Annotated in this window: 17 protein-coding genes, 1 tRNA gene and 1 pseudogene; 4 read left to right on the top strand and 15 right to left on the bottom strand. The window is 68.5% G+C overall.

Annotated elements, in window-relative coordinates; translation table 11 throughout:
- Window positions 1-46: 46 nt before the first annotated feature.
- Complete coding sequence (locus tag DRV85_RS17280; RefSeq protein ID WP_113290725.1) at window positions 47-583, bottom strand: CBS domain-containing protein; 537 nt, start codon at window positions 581-583, stop codon at window positions 47-49.
- Between the two features lie 107 nt (window positions 584-690).
- On the opposite strand from DRV85_RS17280, the gene DRV85_RS17275 reads away from it, so the two are divergent.
- A complete protein-coding gene (locus DRV85_RS17275; RefSeq protein WP_113290724.1) occupies window positions 691-2109 on the top strand; it encodes a protein adenylyltransferase SelO in 1419 nt (472 codons plus the stop codon).
- 259 nt (window positions 2110-2368) lie between these two features.
- On the opposite strand, the gene gltX is transcribed toward DRV85_RS17275, so the two are convergent.
- Both gltX and DRV85_RS17265 read right to left on the bottom strand, forming a co-directional pair.
- Window positions 2369-3694 carry a glutamate--tRNA ligase gene (gene gltX, locus DRV85_RS17270; protein ID WP_113290723.1) on the bottom strand — a complete coding sequence of 442 codons (1326 nt, stop codon included), beginning with the start codon at window positions 3692-3694 and terminating at the stop codon, window positions 2369-2371.
- Between the two features lie 60 nt (window positions 3695-3754).
- Window positions 3755-4183: a DUF1801 domain-containing protein gene (locus tag DRV85_RS17265; RefSeq protein ID WP_113290722.1), complete on the bottom strand. Its 429-nt coding sequence runs from the start codon at window positions 4181-4183 to the stop codon at window positions 3755-3757.
- Between the two features lie 142 nt (window positions 4184-4325).
- Here DRV85_RS17265 and DRV85_RS17260 point away from each other — a divergent pair, with 142 nt between their 5' ends.
- A complete protein-coding gene (locus tag DRV85_RS17260) occupies window positions 4326-5261 on the top strand; it encodes an MBL fold metallo-hydrolase (RefSeq protein ID WP_113290721.1) in 936 nt (311 codons plus the stop codon).
- 330 nt (window positions 5262-5591) lie between these two features.
- Here DRV85_RS17260 and DRV85_RS17255 read toward each other — a convergent pair whose 3' ends face one another.
- From DRV85_RS17255 to DRV85_RS17225, 7 genes are all read right to left on the bottom strand, one after another.
- Window positions 5592-6518, bottom strand: coding sequence for an AEC family transporter (locus DRV85_RS17255; protein WP_113290720.1), 927 nt, complete (start codon window positions 6516-6518; stop codon window positions 5592-5594).
- A gap of 16 nt (window positions 6519-6534) precedes the next feature.
- On the bottom strand, window positions 6535-7335 hold the full coding sequence (locus DRV85_RS17250) for an MBL fold metallo-hydrolase (protein WP_113290719.1): 801 nt from the start codon (window positions 7333-7335) through the stop codon (window positions 6535-6537).
- Window positions 7332-8117 (bottom strand): TatD family hydrolase, encoded by a 786-nt coding sequence (locus tag DRV85_RS17245; protein WP_113290718.1) that lies wholly within the window; start codon window positions 8115-8117, stop codon window positions 7332-7334. Before DRV85_RS17245 ends, DRV85_RS17250 begins: the two co-directional genes overlap by 4 nt.
- Window positions 8118-8152: 35 nt before the next feature.
- On the bottom strand, window positions 8153-9277 hold the full coding sequence (locus DRV85_RS17240; RefSeq protein ID WP_113290717.1) for a DNA polymerase III subunit delta': 1125 nt from the start codon (window positions 9275-9277) through the stop codon (window positions 8153-8155).
- A complete protein-coding gene (gene tmk, locus DRV85_RS17235) occupies window positions 9274-9900 on the bottom strand; it encodes a dTMP kinase (protein WP_113290716.1) in 627 nt (208 codons plus the stop codon). Before tmk ends, DRV85_RS17240 begins: the two co-directional genes overlap by 4 nt.
- Complete coding sequence (locus DRV85_RS17230; protein ID WP_113290715.1) at window positions 9897-11084, bottom strand: D-alanyl-D-alanine carboxypeptidase family protein; 1188 nt, start codon at window positions 11082-11084, stop codon at window positions 9897-9899. The genes tmk and DRV85_RS17230 overlap by 4 nt, the downstream gene beginning before the upstream one ends.
- Window positions 11085-11188: 104 nt before the next feature.
- On the bottom strand, window positions 11189-12076 hold the full coding sequence (locus DRV85_RS17225; RefSeq protein WP_113290714.1) for an SPOR domain-containing protein: 888 nt from the start codon (window positions 12074-12076) through the stop codon (window positions 11189-11191).
- A gap of 207 nt (window positions 12077-12283) precedes the next feature.
- Between DRV85_RS17225 and DRV85_RS17220 the strand changes: the two genes are divergently transcribed.
- A tRNA-Ser gene (locus tag DRV85_RS17220) sits at window positions 12284-12373 on the top strand.
- Between the two features lie 484 nt (window positions 12374-12857).
- Window positions 12858-14078 carry a DNA-methyltransferase gene (locus tag DRV85_RS17215; RefSeq protein WP_199526069.1) on the top strand — a complete coding sequence of 407 codons (1221 nt, stop codon included), beginning with the start codon at window positions 12858-12860 and terminating at the stop codon, window positions 14076-14078.
- A gap of 102 nt (window positions 14079-14180) precedes the next feature.
- Here the strand turns inward: DRV85_RS17215 and DRV85_RS17205 are convergent, their stop codons facing one another.
- The 5 genes and pseudogenes from DRV85_RS17205 to DRV85_RS17185 all read right to left on the bottom strand — a co-directional run.
- A complete protein-coding gene (locus DRV85_RS17205) occupies window positions 14181-16310 on the bottom strand; it encodes a hypothetical protein (protein ID WP_113290712.1) in 2130 nt (709 codons plus the stop codon).
- Window positions 16311-16324: 14 nt separating this feature from the next.
- Window positions 16325-16576: a hypothetical protein gene (locus tag DRV85_RS17200; protein ID WP_113290711.1), complete on the bottom strand. Its 252-nt coding sequence runs from the start codon at window positions 16574-16576 to the stop codon at window positions 16325-16327.
- Window positions 16577-16877: 301 nt separating this feature from the next.
- On the bottom strand, window positions 16878-17258 hold the full coding sequence (locus tag DRV85_RS17195; RefSeq protein WP_113290710.1) for a hypothetical protein: 381 nt from the start codon (window positions 17256-17258) through the stop codon (window positions 16878-16880).
- Window positions 17255-18565: pseudogene (locus DRV85_RS17190) on the bottom strand (recombinase family protein). Before DRV85_RS17190 ends, DRV85_RS17195 begins: the two are co-directional and overlap by 4 nt.
- A partial coding sequence (locus tag DRV85_RS17185; protein ID WP_147238879.1) for a DUF2924 domain-containing protein occupies window positions 18562-18757 on the bottom strand: 196 nt, incomplete at its 5' end. The gene DRV85_RS17185 and the pseudogene DRV85_RS17190, both read right to left, overlap by 4 nt.

Genomic DNA, 18757 nt, shown 5'->3' with positions numbered 1-18757 from the left:
CGCTTCGAAGCGGCTTGCAAGGGCCTTCAAAGGCCCTTGCGCTGGCTCAGAGGCTGCCCACCACGATCACCATGAGCACGGAGTAGAGCATGATCCCGCCCACGATGAGCCAGAGCGCGTAGTTGCGCGCGAAGCTCGCCTTGGTCAGTTCCCTGGCCTGATAGAGCAGGTCGGGCCAGGTGTAGGAGACGAAATCGCCCTGCGTGAACACGGCCTTGATCCGGCCGTCCTCGTCGACCACCGGAAGCCGGCGGAAGCGCTCGTTCGACATGATGCGCAGCCAGTCGAGCATCTCGTCGGTCTCCTGCGCCACGCGGATCTCGCGGGTCATGATCTGCTGGAGACGGGTGTCCTGCGCGTCGCGGCCTGCGTTGACCAGCCGGCGCATCACGTCCCGCTCCGTCACGACGCCCGTCACGGTGCCGTCCTGGTCGGTCACGATCACCGATCCGTAGCCGCGATCGCTCATCGCCGCGACAGCCTCGGCCACGCTGGCGTCCGCGCGAAAGGTCAGCGGCGCGGGCTTGCTCGCGTATTCGGGGCGGTCGCGCAGCTGCATCCCGACATGGGTCGAAGCCGTCATCACGTCCTCCTGTGTCGTCCTCGGGTCGGTCCAAGAGCCTAGCCCGATGCAGCCGGCGGCAAGGGGGCGGGCTGGCACGGTGCGGCGCAGGCGCCTATATCCGGGGCATGACGCTCGCCATTCCCTTCGACAACAGCTATGCGACGCTGCCCGGCGCGCTTTTCACGCGGATCGATCCCACGCCCGTGAAGGCGCCGCAGCTTCTGGCCTTCAACCACGCGCTGGCCCGCGAGCTCGGCATCACGCCGGGCGCGGAGGACGAGCTGGCGCGCGTCTTCGCCGGCAACGAGGTGCCCGAGGGCGCGGCTCCCATCGCGCAGCGCTACGCGGGCCACCAGTTCGGCCAGTTCAACCCGCAGCTGGGCGACGGGCGGGCGCATCTGCTGGGCGAGGTGATCGACCGGCACGGCCGCCGCCGCGACATCCAGCTCAAGGGCTCGGGCCGCACGCCCTATTCCCGCATGGGCGACGGCCGCGCCTGGCTGGGCCCGGTGCTGCGGGAGTATGTCGTCTCCGAGGCGATGCACGCGCTGGGCGTGCCCACCACCCGCGCGCTCGCGGCGGTGGCGACGGGCGAGCCCGTGGTGCGCGAGGCGGTGCTGCCCGGCGCGGTGCTCACCCGCGTGGCCGCGAGCCACATTCGCGTCGGCACCTTCCAGATCTTCGCCGCCCTGCAGGATATCGCGTCGCTGAAGGCGCTCTACGAGCACACGATAGAGCGGCACTACCCGCAGGCCGACGGGCCGCAGGCGCTTCTCGACGCGGTGATCGCGGCGCAGGCGCGGCTCGTGGCGCAGTGGATGTCCGTGGGCTTCATCCACGGCGTGATGAACACCGACAACTGCGCGATCTCGGGCGAGACGATCGACTATGGGCCCTGCGCCTTCGTCGACGACTACCACCCCGAGACGGTGTTTTCCTCCATCGACCGGATGGGCCGCTACGCCTATGCGAACCAGCCCGACATCGCGGTCTGGAACATGGCGCAGTTCGCGACCGCGCTCGTGCCGCTCATGCCGGACCGCGACAAGGCGGTCGAGGCCTTCACTGCCTCGGTCCACGCCATGCCCGCGCTGCTGCGCGCCGAATGGCGCGCGCGCTTCCGCGCCAAGCTGGGGCTGGAGACCGAGCAGGACGGCGACGGCGCGCTGATCTCGGAGCTGCTGGACATCATGGCGGCGCAGGGCGCGGATTTCACCAACACCTTCCGCGGGCTCGCCGAGGGCACGGCGCGGCGGGAGTTCAGCGACCCCGCCGCCTTCGACGCGTGGGAGGCGAAGTGGCGCGCGCGGCTCGAGGCCGAGTCCGGCGATCCGGAGGCGCGGATGCTGGCCGCCAATCCGGCGGTGATCCCGCGCAATCACCGGATCGAGCACATGATCGAGGCGGCCGTGGGCGGTGACATGGGGCCGTTCCACACGCTGATGGAGACGCTGGCCACGCCCTACGAGACGCCGGAGAGCCCCCTGCTCGTCACGCCGCCGCGGCCGGAAGAGCGGGTGGCCGCGACCTTCTGCGGGACCTGAGCTCCGGCACGGCGGACCGGCCGGCAGGGCGAATGCCCGGCTGCCGCGCCGGTGCCGGTGGGGGCTTCGCGCCCCCACACCCCCGCGGGATATTTTCGCCAAGAAGAAGGAACCGGGGCGGCGCCCGCGGCGCTCTGCGGGCTCCTGCGCCGCCGGGTGCGGTGGACTGTCACGTTCCGCGACGAGGAAGGCGGCGAGCCGGCCGGCGCGCATGGGCGTTGGTGCCGCAAGACAGCGTGATCCGCGACGCGCGCCGCACTCACTCCTTCGCGCGCACCCGCTGAAGGAGCGGCATGAGGTCGGCCATTTCCGGCCCCCGCGCGCGCCCGGTCAGCGCCTTGCGCAGCGGCATGAAGAGCGCCTTGCCCTTGCGGCCGGTCTTCTCGCGCACGGCTGCCGTCCATTCGCCCCAGCTCTCCGGCCCGTAGGGCGGATCCGGCAGCAGCGCCATGGCCTCGGCCACGAAGTCCTCGTCCTCTGGCGCGATCACGGGCTCCGCCCCGTCGTGGCAGAGCGCCCACCATTGGGCGAGATCCGCGCGGGTTTCGATGTTCTCGCGCGCGACGGTCCAGAAACGCTCGGCCAGGTCGTCGGGCACGCCGAGGACGCGTATCTCGGCGCGCACGGCCGCGAAGGGCAGCGAATGCAGGTGCCGGGCAGAGAGCTGGAAGAGGTCGTTGACGTCGAACTTCGTGGGCGCGGCGCCGAATTTCGACAGGTCGAAGTCCGCCGCGAGCCGGTCCAGGTCGCCGGTGAGCTCCACCGGGTCCGAGGAGCCGAGCCGCGCCATGAGGCTCACGAGCGCCGCGGGCTCGACGCCCTGCGCGCGCAGGTCGCGCAGGCTCAGCGTGCCCAGCCGCTTCGACAGCGCCTCGCCCTGCGGGCCGGTGAGCAGCGAGTGATGCGCGAACCGGGGCAGCTTGCCGCCCAGCGCCTCGATGATCTGGATCTGCGTGGCGGTGTTGGTGACATGGTCCGAGCCGCGCACCACGTCCGTCACCGCCATCTCGGTGTCGTCCACGACCGAGGCGAGGGTGTAGAGCACCTGCCCGTCGGCCCGGATCAGCACCGGGTCCGAGACCGAGGCCGCGTCGATCGAGCGATGCCCGAGGATCCCGTCCTCCCACTCGATGCGCGCGTGATCGAGCTTGAAGCGCCAGTGGCCCGCGCCGCGCTCGGCGCGCAGCCGCGCCTTCTCCTCGTCCGACAGCGCCAGCGCGGCGCGGTCGTAGACCGGCGGACGGCCCATGGCGAGCTGCTTGCGGCGCTTGAGCTCCAGTTCCTCGGGCGTCTCGAAGCACTCGTAGAGCCGGCCCATGCCGCGCAGCCGGTCCGCGGCTTCCTCGTAGCGGTGCAGGCGGGCCGACTGCCGCTCGATCCGCGCCCAGGTGATGCCGAGCCAGGTCAGGTCTTCCTTGATCGCCTCGACGTAGTCCTCCTTCGACCGCTCGGGATCGGTATCGTCGATGCGCAGGATGAAGGTGCCGCCGACCTTGCGCGCGATGAGATGGTTCATCAGCGCGGTTCGCAGGTTGCCCACATGCAGGTACCCCGTGGGCGAAGGGGCGAAACGGGTGGTGGTCATCGCCGGGCTCTCCTGTCCGGCGCTTCCCCTGTCACAGGGGCCCCGCCTTGTCCAGCGCGCTCATCCGGGCTCCACCGGCCATTGCCGGGAGAGGTCGTCGAGCCCCGCGCGGACCAGTTCGGCCAGGACCGCGAGGTCGATGTCCTCCAGCCGGACGACGTAGAGACAGGCCTTGCCCGCGCGATGCCGGCCGAGCCGGGCGCGTATCGCACCGAAACCGGCATAGCCGGGCATGATGTGGATCGAGTGCCGCGCCTTGCCGGACGCGAAGCCCGTGGCCAGCCAGGTGCCGCTGAGTCCGCTGCCGTAGGTGTAGCGATACTGTCCGTAGCCGAGGATCCTGCCGCCCCAGACCCTGGGCGGCCAGCCGGTGACCGCGCGGAAGAGCGCATCGAGGCGGCGTGCCTCGGCCTGCCGTCGCGCAGGCTCCACGGCGCAAAGCAGCGCCTCCGGCGCGCTGTCGTCGTATGGGCTCGGGGTCCGGGCCATGGTTTCGTCGCGCGCCAGTATGCTGCCGCGAAGACCGCCCGCCGTTCACAGTCGCGTGACAACACAGCGCATGTGCATCGCCGCACGACGCGCGGCCTCCGAAACCTCTATCTTGCCGCCGGGACAACATGCGGAGGACCAGATGACCTACCCCACGCTCAACCGCCGCCAGGCGCTCGCCGGCGCCGCAGCCCTGCCGCTCGCCGCCGCCGGCGCCTCGCGCGGCCATGCCGCAGCGCCGATGATGGGCACCGAGATCCCGACCCATGCCCGCTTCAGGCTGGGCGGCTTCGAGGTCACCACGCTGCTCGCCGGCACACGCATCGTGCCGGACCCGCAGACGATCTTCGGGCTGAACGTCTCGGAAGAGGCCTTCGCCGAGGCGTCGGAGGCCGCGATGATCCCCACCGACGCGAGCCGCTTCTTCTTCACCCCCACCGTGGTCAACACCGGCTCCCAGCTGATCCTCTTCGACACCGGTCTCGCGCCGGCCGGCACGCGCGCCGCGCTGGAGGCCGCAGGCTACTCCGCCGATCAGATCGGCCACGTCGTCATCACGCACATGCACGGCGACCACATCGGCGGGCTCATGGACGGCGAGACCGAGACCTTCGCGGGCGCGCGCTATCTCACCGGCGCGGCGGAATTCGACGCCTGGGACATGTCGGGCAACGAGACCTTCGAGGTGAAGGTCCGCCCGCTTTCGGACGCCGGCAAGATCGAGTTCGTCGAGGACGGCGCCAGCGTCGCGCCGGGCGTGACCGCCATGGCCGCCTTCGGCCACACGCCGGGGCACATGGTCTACATGCTGGAGAGCGAGGGGCAGCAGCTCCTGATCGCGGCGGATTTCGCCAACCACTACGTCTGGTCGCTGGCGCATCCCGACTGGGAGGTGCGCTTCGACCGCGACAAGGAGGCCGCGGCCGCGACGCGCCGGCGCCTGCTGGGCATGCTCTCGGCCGACAAGGTGCCCTTCATCGGCTATCACATGCCCTTCCCCGGGCTGGGATACGTCGAGACGGCGGGCGACGGCTTCCGCTACGTGCCGCACAGCTACCAGCTGACCATGGCGGAGTGAGCGGCTGGACCGATTGGGGGGTGCGTGAGATCACGCACCCTACCCTGACCTCATGCGTCCGAATGGACGGCGCTGCGCAGCTGGCCCCGTCGTCAGGGCGCGGCCGGGTGCGTGAGATCACGCACCCTACACTGACCTCATGCCTCCGTATGGACGGCGCTGCGCAGCTGGCCCGTCGTCAGGGCACAGCCGGGTGCGTGAGATCACGCACCCTACACTGACCTCATGCGTCCGTATGGACGGCGACGCGCTTCTGGCCCGTCGTCAGGGCGCGGCCGGGTGCGTGAGATCACGCACCCTACCTTTGGCGGCGGGGCTTGCGCTCTTTGCTCAGGGCAGGATGTGCAGCCAGATCCAGATCGTGACCACCGACAGCGCCGTGGCGATCAGCACCGCCGAGGCCGCGACGCGCCGGGCGCGGCCGTAGAGATTGGCGAAGATATAGGTGTTGACCCCCGGCGCCATGGCCGCCGTCATCACCGCCGAGCGCAGCCCCGCCTCGGAGAGCTGGAACGCCCGCCCGAGCGACCATGTCACCAGCGGATGCAGCACCAGCGAGACGGCGACGACATAGGCGATGGCGCGCATGTCGCCCTCGGGGCGGTAGCGGTAGAGCACGCCACCCAGCCCGAAGAGCGCCGCCGGCAGAGCGGCGCGGATCATCAGGTCGAGCGCGTCGGTGACAGGCGCGGGAAGCGTCACCCCCGAGAGATTCACCGCGAAACCCAGCAGGATGCCGATCACCAGCGCGTTGCGCAGCAGGGCCCCGGCGACCTGCCGGACGAGCGCGCGGGGGGCGGCGCGGGCGCGCGCCACCTCCATCGCCACGATGCCCACGCCGTAGCAGACGGGCGCGTGCAGCGCGACGATGGCGTAGTTGCCGGCCAGCGCCTCGCTTCCGTAGGCGCGCTCGGTGATCGGCAGGCCCAGCAGCAGCGAGTTCGAGAAGAGCCCGACGAAGCCGATGGCGACGGCATCCTCCCAGTCGCGGCCGAAGAGACAGCGCGCGCCGAGCAGCCCTGCGGCGAAGCCCGCGAGCGCGCCGGCATAGAAGGAGACGAGCAGCGCAGGCGCGAACTCCTGCCCGAGGTCGAGGGTCGAGATCGCGCGGAACAGCAGGCAGGGGATCGCGAAGCTCTGGGTGAAGGTCATCAGACCGTCCACCGCCGAGTCCGGGAAGAGCCCGCGCCAGACGGCGGCGTAGCCGAAGCCCATCACCAGGAAGACGGGCAGGATGACCTCGATCAGCGCCTGCACGGGGCGGTCCCGCCGCTCACAGCGGGTAGCGGATCACCATCCCGTCGTGCGCGGGGGTGACATGCTCGGGCGTGTCGCGGTCCACCTCCGCGTAGTCCATGTCGATGTGCATGTTCGTCAGCACCGCGCGCGCCGGTCGCACGCGCGCGATCCACTCGAGCGAACGGTCGAGATGGGCGTGGGTCGGATGCGGCGTGCGGCGCAACGCGTCGAGAACCCAGCAGTCCAGATCCTCCAGCGCGGCCCAGGCCTTGTCGTAGATCTCCGCCACATCGGGCAGATAGGCGAGCGGGCCGATCCGGAACCCCAGCGCGTCGATCGAGCCGTGCCCGACCTTGAAGGGCGTGAGGCTGAGCTCTCCGCCCTGCCCCTCCACGCGCACGTCGCCGTGGATGGTGTGCATGTCGAGGATCGGCGGATAGGGGCTGTCCTCTGGCTGCACGAAGGCGTAGCCGAAGCGCGAGAAGAGGTCGTTCTGCGTGTCGCCGTCGGCCCAGACCGGCAGACGGCGCCGCATGTTGAAGACGATCATGCGCAGGTCGTCGAGGCCGTGGACGTGATCGGCGTGGCTGTGGGTGTAGACCACCGCGTCGAGTTCGCCCACACCCGCGTCGAGCAGCTGCTGGCGCAGGTCGGGCGAGGTGTCGATCAGAACCCGCGTCACGCCCTGCGGCGTCTCGCGCTCGACCAGCATCGAACAGCGGCGGCGGCGGTTCCGGGGGTTCTTCGGGTCGCAGGCGCCCCAGTGCCCGCCCAGCCGCGGCACGCCCCCCGAGGAGCCGCAGCCGAGGATCGTGAAGCGCAGCTCCCCGCTCACGCCGCGGCCCTCGGAAAGAGGCGCTCGAAATTGGCCTCGGTCGCGGCGGCGAAGTCCTCGTAGGACAGACCGAAAAGCTCCGCGCCCACCTTCGCGGTGTGCACGACGTAAGAGGGCTCGTTGCGCTTGCCGCGATGGGGCGGCGGCGCGAGATAGGGGCTGTCGGTCTCGACCAGGATGCGGTCGAGCGGCGCCGCGGCGAAGATCTCGCGCAGCGCGGTGGATCTGGGGAAGGCCGCGATGCCCGACATCGACAGGTAGAAGCCCAGGTCGAGCGCGGCCCGCGCCAGGCCGGCCCCCGAGGAAAAGCAGTGCATGACGCAGGAATAGGGCTTGCGCGCGTGTCCCTCGGCGAGCAGGCGCGCCATGTCCTCGTCCGCGTCGCGCGCATGGATGATGAGCGGCAGGCCCGTCTCCTGCGCGGCCTCGATGTGCCGGCGCAGGCTTTCCTGCTGCGCCTCGGCACTCTCGGCGGTGTAGTGATAGTCGAGCCCGCTCTCGCCCAGGCCGACGCAGAGCGGATCGTCGGCCAGCGCGACCAGGTCCTCGACGCTCGCCATCGGCTCTTCGGCCGCGCTCATCGGATGCGTGCCGGCGGCGTAGAACACGCCCTCGTGCGCTGCGGCGATCGCCCTCACGGCATCGCGGTTGCGAAGCTTCGTGCAGATCGTGACCATGCGATGCACGCCGGTCGCACGGGCGCGGGCGACGACGTCACCGACGTCCTCGACGAGACCGGGAAAATCCAGATGGCAATGGCTGTCGGTGATGCGCGACGGCATGATCTCTGCGGCTATGTTGGCGCTGGGGGCAGCCTTCAGCGGGCCCTGTCGGCGATGCTGTGCAGGGTATCTAGGATGAGCGAAGCAGGGTCAAGGTTGACCGCCCGGCCGTGCCGCAGCCGCCCGCCCACGAGCGGCGCGAGCTCGGCCCAGCCGCGCGCGCTCTGCGCATCCGGGGAGAGCCGCCGCAGCGTCTCGGCCTCGCCCGGCGCGGCTTCCGGCGCGGGCGCGCGGCCGGTCGCGCCGGCCAGCGCGAGGCGCGCGAGGGCGTGCTCGATCAGGTCGAACAGCAGATCGCGGCGCGCCTCGGCGCCCTGGCCCGCCGCGCGCTCGGACAGGGCAATCGCGGCCGCGCGGTCGAGCCGCGGCAGCGAGGCGAGCACGCGCACGAGGTCCGCGTAGAGCTCCGCGCCGCCCCCCTGCGCAAGCGCCACGGCCGCGCCGACCGAGCCGCCCGACAGCGCGGCCAGCGCGCCGGCGCCGCCCTCGGCCTCGACGCCGGCCTGCTCCAGCGCGGCCGCCAGATCCGCCTCCCCCAGCGGGGCGAGCGGCAAGGTCCGGCAGCGGGAGCGGATCGTGGGCAGGAGCCGCGCGGGCTGATGGCTGACGAGCAGCAGCGTCGCGCGCGGCGGCGGCTCCTCGAGCAGCTTGAGCACCGCGTTGGCGGCGTTGGTGTTCATCTCGTCGGCGGCGTCGATGATGACGACCCGTTGCCCGCCTTCCGCATTGGAGAGCGCGAAGAAGCTCCTGAGCTTTCGGACCTCCTCGACGCGGATCGCGTCCGAGAGCCCGCTGCCGCTCGCGTTGACGCCACGGCGGAGCAGGAACAGGCCGGGCTCCGACAGGGCGGCCACCCGCCGCGCCACCGGGTGCTCGGGATCGATGTCGAGGCTCGCGGGCGTCTCGGGCCCGCCGAAGAGGCCGCCGTGGCCCTCCGCCGGCTGCGCGAGCAGGAAGCGCGCGATGCGCCAGGCGAGCGTCGCCTTGCCCACCCCGCGCGGCCCGGTCAGAAGCCAGCCGTGATGCAGCCGCCCCGCGGCATGCGCGGCGAGAAAGCTGCGCTCGGCCGCGTCCTGTCCGAAGAGCCGCGGCGTGTGGCGCGGATGCGGGACGCCCTCCAGCCGGTCGGGCTCGGGCAGGTCGAGCACCTCGGCGCTCACGCCAGAGCCTCCGCCGCCGCCCTTGCGACGGCCTCTGCCACCTCGGCCTCGCTGCCCCGTCCGTCGATCACGCGGAAGCGCTCCGGCGCCTCCTCGGCCAGCGCGAGAAAGCCGGCCCGCAGCCGCGCCTGCATGCCTGCGCCGAACTCCTCGAAGCGCGCCTCGCCGCCCGGGCGCGCCGTCGCCCGGCGCCAGCCGGTCTCGGGGTCGATGTCGATGAGGATCGTCAGATCCGGCTCACGCCCGATCATCAGCGCGTGCAGCTCGTCCACGAGCCCGCGCAGATCGCCGCGCGTGGCGCCCTGATAGACCCGCGTGCTGTCGGCGAAGCGGTCGCAGATCACCACCTGCCCCTTCGCGAGCGCGGGGTCTATCCGACGCTCCAGATGGTCGCGCCGGGCAGCGGTGAAGAGCAGGATCTCGGTCTCCGCCGACCAGCGGTCGGGCGCGCCGGTGAGCAGGAGCGCGCGGATCTCCTCGGCGCCCGGCGAGCCGCCCGGCTCGCGCGTGAGCACCACGTCGCGGCCCTGCGCCTGCAGCCGCTCCGCCAGCAGCCGGGCCTGCGTGGACTTGCCCGAGCCGTCGATGCCCTCGAAGCTGACGAACCGGCCCCTGCCGGTCAAAGCGCGTCCCCGGCGCGGTCGCCCAGCCGCTCGAGCAGCAGCATGCCCACGGTCTGCACGCGCTGGCGGAAGCCGCCTTCGGGCACGTCGCGGTCGGCCACCAGGGGCACGCGCGCCTCCGGCAGCCCCTCCGGCCGCAGGATGAGCTCGCCCAGCACGTCGCCCGCCGCGATCGGCGCCGTCACGGGCGCGTCGAAGACGACCTCGCCGGGCACCTCGTCCTGCGCGAGCACCGGCAGGAGCATCGTGCGCCCCTCGGCGGCGACGAGGCCCACGCTCTCCTCGGCGCCCATCCAGACCGGCGCCTCGGCGATGGCGCGCCCCTCGGCGACGACCTCGCGCTCGACGAACTGCCGGAAGGCCCAGTTGAGGATGCGCTGGCTTTCGGCCGCGCGCGCCTCGCGCGTGGGCAGGCCGTTGACGACGAAGACCACGCGGCGGCCGCCCTGCACCGCCGAGCCGACGAGGCCGAAGCCAGCCTCTTCGGTGTGACCCGTCTTGAGGCCGTCGGCGCCGATGTCGAGCGACAGCAGCGGATTGCGGTTGAAATGGTTCGACGGCACCCGGCCGTCGAACTCGAACTTCTGTTCGGCGAAATAGGGGTAGTACTCGGGAAAGTCGCGGATCAGCCGCACCGCCAGCGTGCCGAGATCGCGCATGCTCATCTCGTGGTCGGGATGCGGCCAGCCGCTGGCGTTCTCGAAATGCGACTCCGTCATGCCCAGCATCTCGGCGCGGTCGTTCATCAGCTGCGCGAAGGCCTCCTCCGACCCGGCGAGGCCCTCGGCCACGACGACGGTCGCGTCGTTGCCCGACTGCACGACGATGCCGCGGATCAGCTCCTCGACCGTGGGTCGGTCGCTGGTCTGGAGGAACATCGACGACCCGCCCATCGCGGTGGCTCGCTCGGAGACCGGAAAGCGCGTCTCGAGGGTGAGCGAGTCGATGTCGCGCAGCCCCTCGAAGAGCATGTAGAGCGTCATCAGCTTGGACATCGACGCCGGCGGCAGCGGCTCGTCGGCATTCTTTTCGAGAAGCACCGTGCCGGTGTTGTAGTCGATGACATAGGCCGCCTCGGCCTGGGTGTCGAAGGCCCAGAGCGGCGCAGCGGCAAGGCCGCAGAGCAGCAGTGCCGTGGCGGCGATCAGACCGCGGGCGGCGTCAAGAGCGATGGAGAGGCGCATCCCCCGACGGACCTCCTCTGGCAGCGCGGCGCGGCGGCGCCGCAGGACTTCAGGCACAGGCCGGCGCTGCGCCCGGTGACTGGACGGCTCGGACGGCGCGGGGTTCAGTCCCGCACCGCGTAGGCATCGGCAAAGCCCTGTTCGCGCGCCTTGTCAAGCAGCGCGGAAAGGTCGCGCTGATTGGGCGCGGGGCCCACGAGCACGCGCCAGAACGTCTTTCCCTGGCTCGACTGTTTCTTGACCGTCGGCACCATTCCCGCCTGCCGCATCGCGGTCGCGGTGTTGCTGGCGTTCTCTTCCACGCTGAAGATGCCGATCTGGACGTAGGGCCGTTCCGGCGCGCCCGCGCGCCGCTCGGGCTGAGAGGCCGGCGCCGACGTCTGCACCGGCTCGGACGCCGCTTCGTCGAGCGCGGCGGCGGCGGCATCGACCGGCTCGAGCGAAGACTCGGTGATCTCGGCCGCGGCCGGCAGCGCCGCCTCGCCCGCCTCGGCCCCGGCCTCGGCGGCCTCCTCGCCGCCCTCGGCCACCTCCTCGCGTCGCAGCGCGGTGACCTCGAGGCGCTGCGGCTGCCCCGCCAGCAGGCCGAGCGCCTCGGCCGCGTCGGAGGAGACCTGAAGCCGGGGCCCCGTCATCTCGCGCTCGCGCCGGAAGAGCGCGCCGATCACGAACTTGCCGTTCGCGGTGTTGCGGATGATGACGCGCTCGGGCTCCGCCACCTCGGGGTGCGCGACCCAGACGCCGCCGAGCGACGGCCGCCCGTCCCACAGCCCCGCCTCGGCGACCTGGAAGACCTCCGGCGCCTCGACGTCGCGCTCGACCAGCCGGACCGAGCGCGAGACCTCGGCGTCCGCCGACGCCTCGGGCCGCTCGCCCCCGAGAAAGCCCAGCGCGCCCTCGTCGCCACAGCCCGCCAGCGCCAGCGCGATCCCTGCAACCAGCGCAGCGCGCCCCGCCGACCGGGACCGGAGGCCTCTCTCGCGATATGTCATGAGCTCGTCCCTTGCCTGCTGATGGCCGGGGTTGACCCCGGTCCGCCGCCCTTTCGCCCCTGCGGCCCGCATGCCTCACCGCGCGCCGCACGCCCGCCGCATCACGGCCGGCGATGCGAGGATACCCCGTCTGAGCGCGCAAGAAAAGGCCGCAGCGCGCCGAGCCGCCTTCCAGAATCGCCGGGCGCGGCCTATCTGGGGGCCTATGGAGGAGTGGCAGAGCGGTCGATTGCACCGGTCTTGAAAACCGGCATGCGTGAAAGCGCATCGTGGGTTCGAATCCCACCTCCTCCGCCACTTGCCCTCGCGAAAGCGTTCTTCCGATCCGGCTGCGGCCGGATTTTTCCGTTGTTTTCGAGGGTTATGCGGGCGGGGCTGAGCACTACCCTTGCAGCCAGGTGGCCCGGAAGCGGTCTCTCGGGGCCGATATTCTCCGGACCTCATGACTGCGCCGGTTTGGTGAATTTCTTATAAGACTTTGTAAGATAGTGATAAAATCTAGTCTTCAAAATTGCTTGGATTGGAGTCGCGTTTGCGTCTGCTGCGACCGGGATCGAACGCAGTGGTGTGTGAGAAGTTGGCATATGGTGCGCTCGGGGCGAGGTAGCGCGCAGCGGCCGGTCTCACGCATTGGAGAGACGCGCCTGCAGCATCACTGCGTAGATGTCGATCAGGTGAGCAGGAACCGTCGCAACAGGCTCAGCTGACCAGATTTCGGAGTTTACGGCAGCTGGCACCGTATATATTGTGGGCTGGAAGCGCACGGAGACAGATTCACGACATGGCGGAATGGGGGAAGACACACGATGTAGCGATCGCAGAGGCGCTCAGGGAGGGGCGCCGCGCTTCGACGCCGATCTACGAGACGGACCTCGGGGCGGCCTACTGTGGTGACTCCCTTAAGGTGCTAAAAAGCCGACCTCTGCAGGAGCGCGCGGGCAAGGTACAGCTCGCCTTCACATCGCCGCCATTCCCCCTGAACACCAAGAAGAGCTACGGCAACTTGCAGGGGGAGGAATACATTCGCTGGTTTGCCAAGTTCGCTCCCCTCCTGCGGGACATGGTGACCGACGACGGTTCAATCGTAATTGAGATCGGCAACGCCTGGATGCCTGGCCAGCCGACGATGTCCACCCACGTCCTGGAGGCGTTCCTGCGCTTCCTGAAGAAGGGTGACCTGCACCTCTGCCAGGAGTTCATCTGGTACAACCCGGCCCGGCTGCCGTCTCCTATAGAGTGGGTGAACAAGGAGCGGTCGCGGGTCAAGGACGCCTTCACCCGCATCTGGTGGATGTCGCCGAACCCGCGTCCGAAGGCCGACAACCGGAAGGTGCTGCGGGAGTACAGTCCCAGCATGAAGCGCCTCATCGAGACCGGCAAATACAACGCCGGGGCTCGTCCGTCTGAGCACCACATCGGCGCGGAGAGCTTCAAGGCGGACAATAATGGGGCGATCCCGCCCAACGTCGGTGGCGTCGACGCGCTCCCCTCCATGGATGGCGTCATCACCCCCAAGGGATTCGCGGAGTACCTCGAGGAGACAACCAACCTGCTGAAGGCAGCCAACACGCTCTCCAGCGACGGCTACCGCATGTTTTGCCTTGACCGTGGTGCCCCAGTCCACCCGGCGCGAATGCCATCCACCCTGGTTGAGTTCTTTGTCAAGTTTCTTACCGACGAGGGCGACCTTGTCCTGGATCCGTTTGCCGGCAGCAATACCACTGGGGCCGTGGCGGAGGGCTTGGGTCGCCGCTGGCTGTCGATCGAGGCGGATTGGACCTACGCGGCTCACCCGATCGGGCGCGTCACATGGAAAGCGACCCAAGCTAGCGAAGTGCCCAAGTCCCTCGCTTCGAGCGATTGGCGTCCGCCAGTTTCCCGTCTTTACGCAGCTTCAATGCCGCCCAACGCATGTCGTACTGCCAAGTGTAAAAGAGGTCGCCTGATCTTCGAAGCTCGTCCTCGTGTTCGGACCAAAGGTGCTTCGCAACATCGACAATAGTTGCTTCGCCGCCGAGCGCATGCAGCGCATTTTCGACCCAGGCGACCAAGTCCGCACGATTTGCCATTCCAACTCCTTTTCGCTGCTAGCTAGCAGTTCAAGCTACGACTCAGCAAGCTGCTGCTCGAAGGACAGGGCCATCGCTGGGCTTCGCTGCTCCAGCTTTCGCCTCTCATTGGCAAACCTGGGGAAGGCCGTGGAGTAGTAGACAATGAGGACACCTTCCGAGGTCATCTCAGCCGAGCTGGCATGCCGACGCACGTCCCTGTCTTCCGCCTCGCCCGCCACGTAGAGCCAGTTCTCGTCGTCCGGTCCCCCGACCGGTTCGAAACGGAACTGTGGGAAGGGGTTCTTCCGCTGCCCCTCCTTGGGTTTCGGCTGCTCAACGATGGAATACTCTCGCTCGTCGCTCAGGGTCGTCGCTCCCGGCCGATAGAGTTCGACGCGGATGCTGCCTGAGCTGCCGAGTGCGATTTCGGTCTTGGCCCTCACGCCGATGCGGAAGCGGCCGCCAATGATCGGGCTCGTGGCATAGACTTCGAGGTCGTCGCCCACGATGACGTTCAGCCTGTTCTTCGCGGGGTCGTCCGGGTCGTGGTAATCGGAGTTCGCGTCGGTCTCCAGGCGAACCATGCGCCGTTGTCCCGCGTGGAACTTGATTGGCTTGTCCGGTTCTGCGACGATTCGCACAAAGGTGGGCGGGTCGCTGGGTTCGATCGGCTCTGGCGGCTTTGACTCACCCCCGCCGCCTTTTGGCTTGTCGTCGCCGGCGGTGGACGCCGTCGCGCCGCCGACCTCGGCCACGGCCGGACCGGTAATGCGGAGCAGACGGGCCACCTGCCGCTGAATTTGCTTCTCTGCCGCGTCGTCCTTGTCGCGAAGGCTCTCGTCTCGGGCCTTCTCGTTAAGGCGGCGCAACTCGTCGTCCGCCTTGAGCAGGCTGACGATTTCCTCCTGAATAGTGCTCTGGATAAAGCCCTCTCGCCACTGTTCCCGCGTGGAAGAGAACAGCATCCGCTTCGCCTGTGCGGAGAGGCGGTCGCAGTTCACATGGACGATCAGGCGCCCCTGCTTCTGCAGGTAGAACAGGTCGGCGTCCTTCTGGATAAGGCGTCCCGTGATCTCGCCCTGGTTCTGACCGTTGTGCGTCAGGACGACGGGCTTGGTGTTGTCGACGAAGGCCCGCGAAGGCGCCTCGTTGGAGGGCTTGCCGTCCTTCTTCATCTTTCTGGAGAGGACCCAGTATTCGACCCCGATCTCCCCGTGGTCGCCGAGCGAAACGTTGAAGGTCGGGAGCCGGTAGTCGATATCGGGCCCCTTACCGCTGCCCTCGTCTCCGTCGTCCACAGCGCCATTCAGAGCGTTCCGTGAACCCTTGATCGTCCGGTTCCAGCCGTGAACCTGGTTCTCGAACCGGATAGGTGCCACAGGGTCGAACAGTACCCGCTGGAGCGCACCGTAGAGGCTCTTTGGTCCGATGGACGATGTGTAGCCGGACAGGTCGTAGCCAAAGTGCCTCACCACCGTCCCACGCTCCGGGTCTCCGTCGCGCGCCTTGGCAACAAGCAGCCCACCGTCCCGGGTGAGGTATACATATCGGCCCGTCTTGTACTGTTCAGCCGGCAAGTCTTGATACCAGATCACCGTGAAAGCAATTTCGTCGGACCCGGCGGCGCGGGAGACGATCAGTACATACTTGGAGAACACCAAGGTGCTCGAACCACCCTGTCCGTATGTTCCGGCAAGGTAGTGCTTCTGGATCTTGTTGCTCTCATTGAGGCTTAGGATCGTGCCTTCCATCTGGTCCGGTGCGATCCCCGTACCCCTGTCGATCACGGTCAGGAGCCGAGACTGCCAACCCTCGCCCTCCTCAAGGCGAACTACGGTCTCAGCGGCAAGCCGCTGCCTGTCGCCTGGACCGAGCGCGGACAGCCCCCCTTTCATTGGGACGCCCAGCCAGTGGGCCGCAGCCTCACGCGGTGAGCCGCTCTTCGGTTTGCCGCCGTGCTGGTCATGCTCGTACTCGAGGATCGCATCGTGTGCGTTCGTTACCCTTTCGATGGCGGAACGAGCCGGGTCGCTTGCGACCTCAATCGCACCTCGATTGTTGTCCCTCCGACCGAAAGGTACGAGGTCGACATTCGGGTGTTCCCTGTACTCCGCCAACGCCGCTCTGACTTCCTCAACCTTTTCGGCGGCCATGAGTCGGTCCAGGAACTCTCGGTTATCCATCTGCTCCTCCCCGCTTACAGCTTGAACTTCGCGCCGACTTTGCCCTTGGGCGAAGCGAAGCGCGCCTCGACCTCGGACACGGCATCCTTGAGGGCTTTGACGACCTTTCGAACCTCAGCGTCGTCCCACTCGTAGATCGAGCGATTCGATAGGTTTCCGATCCGCCCAATGGCATCGAGGGCCTTGTTCGTTCGGCTCTCCGCGAGGTCGCGAAACTTCTGATGTTTGGCGCTCACGCCGCTTGTTTCGTGGCTGCTTCCATCCATGTTCGCCTCCTTGCGATAGCGAATCCGTCACATATGCGACGGTCTGACCATCGCAAACCTGCGCACCAGCGCGCAGTTTGTCAATCATTTCGACGAAATATTCTCTAAATATGCTGCGATCCTGTGGGAGTATAGCGCTGCAGGAGTAGCGAATATGCTTCTGAAAGTGGGTCGAATGCCAACGCGACAAGGCATGCTGGTTTCGCCCTAAGTATCTGTTGAAAATGAATAATACCGGAGCACTAGAGGTGCTTTCTATGCTCTCGGCGCTTGGAGTGGGCCCCGTCGGCCTTGACGTGCCTCAGCCACGTGTAAACTGTCGCTTCCACTCCACGGGAAACGGCTCTAGCACGCGCGCCAACGTCACCTCCGGCCCCTGCTTCCCGTCCAGGATGCCCTCGATGATGTCAGGCGCGAGCAGCGTGAGCCGCAGGACGCGGGTCATGTAGGAGGGTGCGATCCCCTCGCGCGCGGCCAGTTCGGCAATGGTGGCGAACTCGCCCGACTCCAGCATGCTCTTCCAGCGAAATGCCCGCGCCAGTGCTTTGATCAGCGTGTTGTCGGTCCGCCGAGGCTGCGCGGCCCCTTCGGGCAACTGCATCTCCTTTCTCCCGCTGCGTTTCACGATGCGGAACGGGACGTGGAGAGTCACGGTCTCCGGGATCGGAGCCTCGCGGGTCATGCGGCAGCCTCGATGCCGCCGGCCAGCATCTCGCGGGCGAGGCCGCCGAGCCCGTCGACACGCAGGGCGACGTTGAGCCCATCGGTGCCGATGTCGACGCGCTCGACCAGAAGTGCCACGATGCGTGCCTGCTCGGCAGGGAAGAGCTCGTCCCACAGCGGATCGAGTTGCTGCAAGGCTGCGCGTGCATCGGCCTAAGTGACATCTTTGGCGTGGGCACGCGCCGCTTTCCATGTCCCTGCCACGATCTCGGGCTGACGAAAAACGGCGCGGAGCTGGTCGATGATGGCAGCCTCGATCTCGCCTGCGGGCACGCGGCCCACCGGGCACGATCCCGCGCCGTGCTTCAGCACCGTCTGGCTGACATAGTACCGGTAGAGCCTGTCGCCCTTGCGCGTGTGGGTCGGCGAGAACGCCGCGCCATCCGGGCCGAACAGCAGGCCCTTCAGCAAGGCGGGCGTCTCGGCGCGGGTCCGCATCGCCCGCTTGCGCGGGCTCTCCTTCAGGATGGCATGCACCCGGTCCCATGTCTCGCGGTCGATGATCGCGTCGTGCTCGCCGGGGTAGCTTTCGCCCTTGTGGACCGCCTCGCCGATATAGGCGCGGTTGTTCAGCAACCGGTACAGGTACTTCTTGTCGATCCGGTTTCCGCGCGGCGTGCGGATGCCGCGTACGCCGACCTCGTGCGCCAGTTCCGTCCCGGATCCGATCTCGAGAAAGCGGGCGAAGATCCAGCGAACGTGATCGGCATGCTCGTCATCGATCACCAGCTTCCGGTTCTCGACCCGGTATCCGTAAGGCGGCACGCCACCCATCCACATGCCCTTCTTGCGGCTGGCGGCGACCTTGTCGCGGATGCGCTCGGCGGTAACCTCGCGCTCGAACTGGGCGAAGGAAAGCAGGATGTTCAGCGTCAGCCGTCCCATGGAAGTCGTCGTGTTGAAGGACTGCGTGACCGAAACGAAGGTCACGCCGTTACGGTCGAACACCTCGACCAGCTTGGCGAAGTCCGCGAGCGACCGGCTGAGGCGGTCAATCTTGTAGACCACGACCACGTCGACAAGCCCGTCCTCAATATCCTCCAGCAGCCGCTTCAACCCGGGCCGTTCCAGCGTGTCGCCGGAGATGCCGCCGTCGTCGTACTGATCGCGGACGAGCACCCATCCCTCGGCGCGCTGGCTGGCGATGAACGCCTCGCACGCCTCCCGCTGGGCGTGGAGCGAGTTGAACTCCTGCTCCAGCCCTTCCTCGGAGGACTTGCGGGTGTAGATGGCGCAGCGCTGTTTGCGAACGATGGGCTTGGTCATGTCCGCGACCTCCGGCTGCGCAAGCCGAAGAAGACCCAGCCGTTCCAGCGCGTGCCGGTGATCGCGCGCGCGATGGCGGACAGCGATTTGTAGGGCCGCCCCTGCCATTCGAAGCCGTCGGCGGTGACAGTGACGATGTGCTCGACACCTTGCCACTCGCGGATCAGGCGGGTGCCGGCGATGGGCATGGTG

The sequence above is a fragment of the Rhodosalinus halophilus genome, assembly GCF_003298775.1.
Taxonomy (GTDB): domain Bacteria; phylum Pseudomonadota; class Alphaproteobacteria; order Rhodobacterales; family Rhodobacteraceae; genus Rhodosalinus; species Rhodosalinus halophilus.
Note: the sequence above shows the minus strand (reverse complement) of the source record. Positions and strands in the feature narration are given on the sequence as shown.